A 6,394-nucleotide genomic window follows, 5' to 3' on the forward strand; every position below is an offset into this window, starting at 1 on the left:
ACAGCTCATAAAAGGTTCTTTTGACTTGACATAAATTTCAGGAAAGGCAGTGATGAACGGTTTGATGAGAGTAGGAATGGGATATGATGTACATAAACTGACAGAGGGCAGGAAACTGATCCTTGGTGGTGTTGATATTCCCTGGGAAAAAGGTCTTTTGGGCCATTCGGATGCGGATGTTCTGATCCATGCGATCATGGATGCACTTCTGGGAGCTGCGGCTCTTGGAGATATCGGAAAGCATTTTCCGGATACAGACCCTGCATATAAGGGAATCTCCAGTGTGAAACTTCTGGTGCATGTTGCAGGATTACTGAAGGAGAATGACTATGCGATCGGAAATATCGATGCCACCATCATCGCTCAGAAACCGAAGATGGCACCATATATTCCGACGATGAGAGAAAATATCGCAGAAGCACTTGGGATTAAAATATCACAGCTGAATATCAAGGCGACCACAGAGGAAGGCCTTGGATTTACAGGGAAGGAAGAGGGAATCTCCTCACAGGCGATCTGCTCCCTGTACAGAATCGGGAAATTGGAGGAAGAGTAACATGAAGATTTTTAACACACTGACACGCAGAAAAGAGGAATTTGTACCTCTGGAAGAAGGAAAAGTAAAAATGTATGTCTGCGGACCTACGGTATACAATCTGATCCATATCGGAAATGCCCGCCCTATGATCATTTTTGATACGGTGCGCAGATATATGGAATATAAAGGATATGAAGTAAATTATGTATCCAACTTTACCGATGTAGATGACAAGATCATCAAGAAGGCCATTGAAGAGGGCGTTTCCGCAGAGGAAATCTCTACCCGTTATATCAAAGAGTGCAAGAAGGATATGGCAGATATGAATGTAAAACCTGCTACAACTGCACCCCAGGCTACACAGGAGATCCAGGGCATGATCGACATGATCCAGACTCTTATTGATAAAGGATATGCATATCCGGCAGCTGACGGGACCGTTTATTTCCGTGTAAAGAAATTCAAAGAGTATGGCAAGCTTTCTCATAAGAATCTGGATGATCTCCAGTCAGGATTCCGTTCTCTTAAGGTATCCGGTGAGGATCAGAAGGAAGATCCGTTAGACTTCGTGCTTTGGAAACCAAAGAAAGAGGGCGAGCCGTCCTGGCCGTCACCGTGGTGCGACGGACGTCCTGGCTGGCATATTGAGTGTTCTGTTATGTCCAAGAAATATCTCGGAGAAGAGATTGATATCCATGCAGGCGGTGAGGATCTGATCTTCCCGCATCATGAGAATGAGATCGCACAGAGTGAGTGCTGCAATGGTAAGATTTTTGCAAGATACTGGATGCATAATGGTTTCCTGAACATCGACAACCGCAAGATGTCCAAATCTCTCGGAAATTTCCGTACCGTTCGTCAGATCGGTGAACAGTATGATCTTCAGGTTCTCCGGTTCTTTATGCTGAACGCACATTACAGAAGTCCGCTGAACTTCAGCGCAGATCTGATGGAGGCAGCAAAGAACTCTCTGGAGCGTATCCTTGAGGCGGCAGGCAAGCTCAGCGACCGTAAAGACAATGGGGCGGCAGAGAATATTACAGAGGAAGAGCTTGCGCTTCTCAAAGAGGCAGAAGGTTTTGTTACCAAATTTGAAGCTGCCATGGATGATGATTTTAATACTGCAGATGCACTTGCGGCAATTTTTGAGCTTGTAAAATTTGCCAACACAAACGTAGACGAGAACAGCTCAAGGGAGTTTGCCGGTGGTCTTTATGAGGAACTTTTTAAGCTCAGTGATGTGCTGGGACTGAAAATCGAGAAAAAAGAAGAGATTCTTGACAAAGAGATCGAGGATCTGATCCAGGAGCGCCAGGCTGCAAGAAAGGCAAAGGATTTCAAGAGAGCAGATGAGATCCGAGATGAGCTCCTGAAAAAAGGTATCATCCTTAAAGATACAAGAGAAGGTGTGAAATGGCAGAGAGCTTAAAGAAACTGAAAGAGCTGTTTGATCTGAAAGACGCAGACCTTCGGACCTATTCGCCGCTGACGCTGGCCTATATCGGGGATGGTGTTTATGAGCTGGTGATCCGTACTATTCTTGTGAAAAAAGCGAATTGTCCGGTAAATCGTCTCCACAAAAAAGCCAGCAGCCTTGTAAAAGCATCTGCGCAGTCGGGTATGATGGAGATCCTCGAACCACTTTTGACAGAAGAAGAAAAAAGTGTATATCGAAGAGGAAGGAATGCGCATTCCGCTACTATGGCCAAACATGCCACCATGGCGGATTACCGGCGTGCCACAGGGTTTGAGGCGCTGATGGGATATCTTTACCTGAAAGAGGATTTTTCAAGGATACTGGAGCTGGTCCATGCAGGACTTGAGAAGGAGGAAGTTTAAATTGACTGAAATGATAGAAGGAAGAAATGCGGTCCTTGAGGCATTTCGTTCCGGTAAATGTGTTGATAAACTGTTTATTCTGGATGGCTGTCAGGACGGACCGGTCCGCACCATCGCAAGAGAAGCCAGAAAACATGATACCATTGTAAAATTTGTTCCAAAGGAACGATTGGATTCCATGAGCGAGACAGGTGCACATCAGGGTGTGATCGCACAGGTTGCGGCTTATGATTATTCTACAGTGGAAGATATCCTGAAAAAAGCAGAAAATAAAGGAGAGCCTCCGTTTATCATTCTTCTTGATAATATTGAGGATCCTCATAATCTGGGAGCTATCATCCGTACCGCAAATCTCGCAGGTGCTCATGGTGTGATCATTCCCAAACACAGAGCAGTAGGACTGACTGCTACGGTTGCCAAGACGTCGGCAGGCGCACTGAATTATACACCGGTTGCCAAGGTTGCTAATCTGGGACAGACTATTGATGAACTGAAAGAAAAAGGCATCTGGTTCGTATGTGCAGATATGGACGGAGAGGTGATGTACCGTCAGAATCTGACAGGACCTATTGGCCTTGTGATCGGAAATGAGGGAAATGGTGTAAGCCGCCTTGTAAAAGAGAAATGTGATTTTACTACCGCGATCCCGATGAAAGGGGATATCGATTCCCTCAACGCTTCTGTAGCAGCAGGGGTGCTTGCTTTTGAAATCGTGAGACAGAGACTGTCAAAATAAATACATCAAATACAGCCATAGCTGTTCGGAGAAAAAATGTGCCGATATAATGAGATGACGGATGAAGCTCTTATCGAAAGACTTCGTGCAGGGGAATCTGCAATTGCAGATTATCTGATGGAAAAGTATAAAGGTCTGGTCAGAAAAAAGGCTCGTGCCATGTTTCTGATAGGTGGGGACACAGATGATCTGATACAGGAGGGGATGATCGGACTGTTTAAGGCAGTCCGTGATTACCAGCCAGACAGGGAGTCGTCTTTTCAGTCTTTTGCAAATATATGTATTGACAGACAGATATATACTGCAATTAAAAGTTCAAACCGCCAGAAACATCAGCCACTGAATACTTATGTGTCTTTAAGCGACGGAGAGGCGGAGGAAAACTTCAGAGATTCCTGTGTGGAGCATGATAATCCGGAATCGATCCTGATCGACCGGGAAAATGTGGCGGCTCTCGAAAATGAAATGAAAAAGAGCCTGAGCCCTCTGGAAAACAGGGTACTGCAGTTGTATCTGGATGGAAATGGATATATGGATATTGCCCGGATTCTTGGAAAAACACCGAAATCCATTGATAATGCACTGCAGAGGATCCGTGGGAAAATTAAAAGCTATTTTTGAGAAGAGTAAATACCTCTTTCCTTTTGAATATAAAAGTATTAAAATAATATTCATAAGGAGCAGAATAAGAAAGGAGACCAAATTATGGCAAAGATCAATAAATATTGGGGACTTGTTGCAGTAGGAGCGCTTACCGCCGCAGCAGCAGGAGCTATCGCAGCACTTGTATCCAGACGATCCGTATGCGAAGAAGACTTTGAGGATGATTTCGAAGATCTTGATGATTTCAAGGATGACGAGAAGAAGGAAGAAAAAGAAGAGAAAGAAGTCTTCCAGGACTGGGACAAGACTGCATCTGAGACTGTAGAAGTTTCCAAAGAGGCAGAGGATGCTGAAGAGGCACCAACAGAAGCAGAAGAGGAAACACCTGCAGATGATGAATCGGAGGCCGAAGCGGAAGAAGAGACAGAAGCAGAAGAGACAAAGACAGAAGAGTAAAAAGAGAATCCTGCGTGCTGTGTCTGTGAGCGACAGCACACAGGATTTTTTGTGCTATAATCATGAAAATATGAATTTTTAAAAAAATAAAAATAATGTATTGACAATATGACAATCATCTGATAATATAAACAACTGTGAGCGGCACAAACGTCGCGAAACAAGCTGCTGTGGCTCAGTCGGTAGAGCGTCGCCTTGGTAAGGCGGAGGTCACGGGTTCGATTCCCGTCAGCAGCTTTTTTTGTGTCTAAAAACAGACAATTTTTTGTTTAGATACAGGTTTTGCGGGTTTCAAAAACTCCGGATTTATGATAAGATAAAACATCAGGATGATATTTAGGAGGGAAAGCAATGGAGAACGAAACAGTTTCCAAAAACTTTATTGAAAATATTATAGACAAAGATCTTGAAGAAGGCGTTTATGACACCGTGCATACACGTTTCCCACCGGAACCTAACGGCTATCTTCATATCGGACATGCGAAATCTATTCTTTTAAATTATGGATTGGCTCAGAAATACAACGGAAAATTCAATCTCCGTTTTGATGATACCAACCCTACAAAGGAGAAATCCGAATTTGTAGAGTCCATCAAGGCTGACGTGAAATGGCTTGGTGCAGACTGGGAAGACAGACTTTTCTTTGCATCTGATTATTTTGATCAGATGTATGAGGCAGCAATGAAGCTTATTAAGAAAGGCAAGGCCTTTGTCTGCGACCTGACTGCAGACCAGATCCGTGAGTACCGAGGAACTCTTACAGAGCCAGGTAAAGAGAGCCCGTACAGAAACCGTACTGTAGAAGAGAATCTTCAGCTTTTTGAAGAGATGCGTGAGGGCAAATACGGAGATGGAGAGAAGGTTCTCCGTGCCAAGATTGATATGGCATCACCGAATATGAACATGCGTGACCCGGTCATTTACCGTGTAGCCCGCATGACACATCACAATACAGGAGATAAATGGTGCATCTATCCGATGTACGACTTCGCTCATCCGATCGAGGATGCCATTGAGGGTGTGACACATTCTATCTGTACTCTGGAGTTTGAGGACCACAGACCGCTTTATGACTGGGTGGTAAAGGAACTGGAATATCCGCACCCACCGAAGCAGATCGAGTTTGCAAAGCTGTACCTGACCAACGTTGTTACAGGTAAACGTTATATCAAGAAGCTTGTTGAGGACGGCATCGTAGATGGATGGGATGATCCGAGACTAGTATCCATCGCCGCACTTCGCCGCCGTGGATTTACACCGGAGTCTATCCGTAAATTTGTAGAACTCTGTGGTGTTTCAAAGGCGAACAGTTCTGTAGATTATGCAATGCTCGAGTACTGCATCCGTGAGGACCTGAAGCTGAAACGTCCGCGTATGATGGCGATTCTTGATCCGATCAAGCTCGTGATCGATAACTATCCGGAAGGACAGGTTGAGTATCTTGAAGCTCCGAATAATATGGAGAATGAGGAACTTGGAACCAGAAAGATCCCGTTCAGTGGAGAACTTTATATTGAACGTGATGATTTTATGGCAGAGCCTCCTAAGAAATACAAACGTCTCTATATTGGAAATGAAGTTCGTCTTATGAATGCATATTTTGTAACCTGCACAGGTTATGAGGCAGATGACGACGGAACGATCCGTGTAGTTCACTGTACCTATGACCCGGAGACCAAGGGCGGAAATGCACCGGACGGACGTAAGGTAAAAGGAACGATCCACTGGGTGGAAGCATCCAATGCAGGTAAAGTTGAGGTAAGACTTTACGAGAATATCGTAGATGAAGAAAAAGGTGTTTACAATAAAGAAGATGGTTCTCTTAATGTAAATCCGAATTCTCTTACAGTAACAAGTGCCTATGTAGAGCCGGAGCTTCTGAAAGCAAAAGGTTATGACAGCTATCAGTTTGTACGTAACGGTTTCTTCTGCGCAGATATCCATGACTCCAGGGAGGGAGCACCGGTATTTAACCGCATTGTATCTCTGAAGAGCTCTTTCAAATTACCGAAAGCATAAAAACTGTCAAAAAGAATACGTAATATATGACAGCAGTACACCGTGAACAGGTATCAGGGTGTACTGCTTGTTTTGTTTTATCGTCATCAGGAATAAATGGATAAGTACAAAAGTAAGTGCTTCAAAAGAAGGCGTAGTGCTATTTCCTCCACCAATTGATATACTGGGAAAAACCAATATATTTTAAGGAGGACTTATTCTAT

At 44.1% G+C, this 6,394-nt stretch carries 7 protein-coding genes and 1 tRNA gene; all 8 read left to right on the top strand.

Going from position 1 to position 6,394, the window contains the following annotated elements:
- The first annotated feature begins 64 nt into the window (after positions 1 to 64).
- The 8 genes from ispF to ACTNDQ_RS01995 all read left to right on the top strand — a co-directional run bounded on the left by ispF (position 65) and on the right by ACTNDQ_RS01995 (position 6,191).
- A complete protein-coding gene (ispF, locus tag ACTNDQ_RS01960) occupies positions 65 to 556 on the top strand; it encodes a 2-C-methyl-D-erythritol 2,4-cyclodiphosphate synthase (RefSeq protein WP_278795067.1) in 492 nt (163 codons plus the stop codon).
- A gap of 1 nt (position 557) precedes the next feature.
- Positions 558 to 1,967, top strand: a complete 1,410-nt coding sequence (cysS, locus tag ACTNDQ_RS01965) for a cysteine--tRNA ligase (protein WP_021650981.1) — start codon at positions 558 to 560, stop codon at positions 1,965 to 1,967.
- A complete protein-coding gene (locus ACTNDQ_RS01970) occupies positions 1,952 to 2,377 on the top strand; it encodes a Mini-ribonuclease 3 (RefSeq protein ID WP_022426226.1) in 426 nt (141 codons plus the stop codon). The genes cysS and ACTNDQ_RS01970 overlap by 16 nt, the downstream gene beginning before the upstream one ends.
- A gap of 10 nt (positions 2,378 to 2,387) precedes the next feature.
- Entirely contained in the window at positions 2,388 to 3,113 is a 726-nt protein-coding gene (gene rlmB, locus ACTNDQ_RS01975) for a 23S rRNA (guanosine(2251)-2'-O)-methyltransferase RlmB (protein WP_243874521.1), read from the top strand.
- A gap of 36 nt (positions 3,114 to 3,149) precedes the next feature.
- A complete protein-coding gene (sigH, locus tag ACTNDQ_RS01980) occupies positions 3,150 to 3,734 on the top strand; it encodes an RNA polymerase sporulation sigma factor SigH (protein WP_022426224.1) in 585 nt (194 codons plus the stop codon).
- 84 nt (positions 3,735 to 3,818) lie between these two features.
- A complete protein-coding gene (locus tag ACTNDQ_RS01985; protein WP_059085171.1) occupies positions 3,819 to 4,172 on the top strand; it encodes a hypothetical protein in 354 nt (117 codons plus the stop codon).
- A gap of 164 nt (positions 4,173 to 4,336) precedes the next feature.
- Positions 4,337 to 4,409: transfer RNA gene (locus ACTNDQ_RS01990), tRNA-Thr, on the top strand.
- Between the two features lie 114 nt (positions 4,410 to 4,523).
- The gene (locus ACTNDQ_RS01995) at positions 4,524 to 6,191 is read left to right on the top strand and encodes a glutamine--tRNA ligase/YqeY domain fusion protein (RefSeq protein ID WP_278795045.1); all 1,668 of its coding nucleotides are present in this window, start codon (positions 4,524 to 4,526) and stop codon (positions 6,189 to 6,191) included.
- Positions 6,192 to 6,394 lie beyond the last annotated feature (203 nt).

It is taken from the genome of Blautia massiliensis (ex Liu et al. 2021) (assembly GCF_052064225.1).
Taxonomy (GTDB): Bacteria; Bacillota; Clostridia; order Lachnospirales; family Lachnospiraceae; genus Blautia_A; species Blautia_A fusiformis.

What these genes read in the sequence shown, in the direction of transcription:
- ispF (WP_278795067.1), top strand. Translation starts at nt 65, where the DNA reads ATGAGAGTAGGAATGGGATATGATGTACATAAACTGACAGAGGGCAGG.
- cysS (WP_021650981.1), top strand. Translation starts at nt 558, where the DNA reads ATGAAGATTTTTAACACACTGACACGCAGAAAAGAGGAATTTGTACCT.
- ACTNDQ_RS01970 (WP_022426226.1), top strand. Translation starts at nt 1,952, where the DNA reads ATGGCAGAGAGCTTAAAGAAACTGAAAGAGCTGTTTGATCTGAAAGAC.
- rlmB (WP_243874521.1), top strand. Translation starts at nt 2,388, where the DNA reads ATGATAGAAGGAAGAAATGCGGTCCTTGAGGCATTTCGTTCCGGTAAA.
- sigH (WP_022426224.1), top strand. Translation starts at nt 3,150, where the DNA reads ATGTGCCGATATAATGAGATGACGGATGAAGCTCTTATCGAAAGACTT.
- ACTNDQ_RS01985 (WP_059085171.1), top strand. Translation starts at nt 3,819, where the DNA reads ATGGCAAAGATCAATAAATATTGGGGACTTGTTGCAGTAGGAGCGCTT.
- ACTNDQ_RS01995 (WP_278795045.1), top strand. Translation starts at nt 4,524, where the DNA reads ATGGAGAACGAAACAGTTTCCAAAAACTTTATTGAAAATATTATAGAC.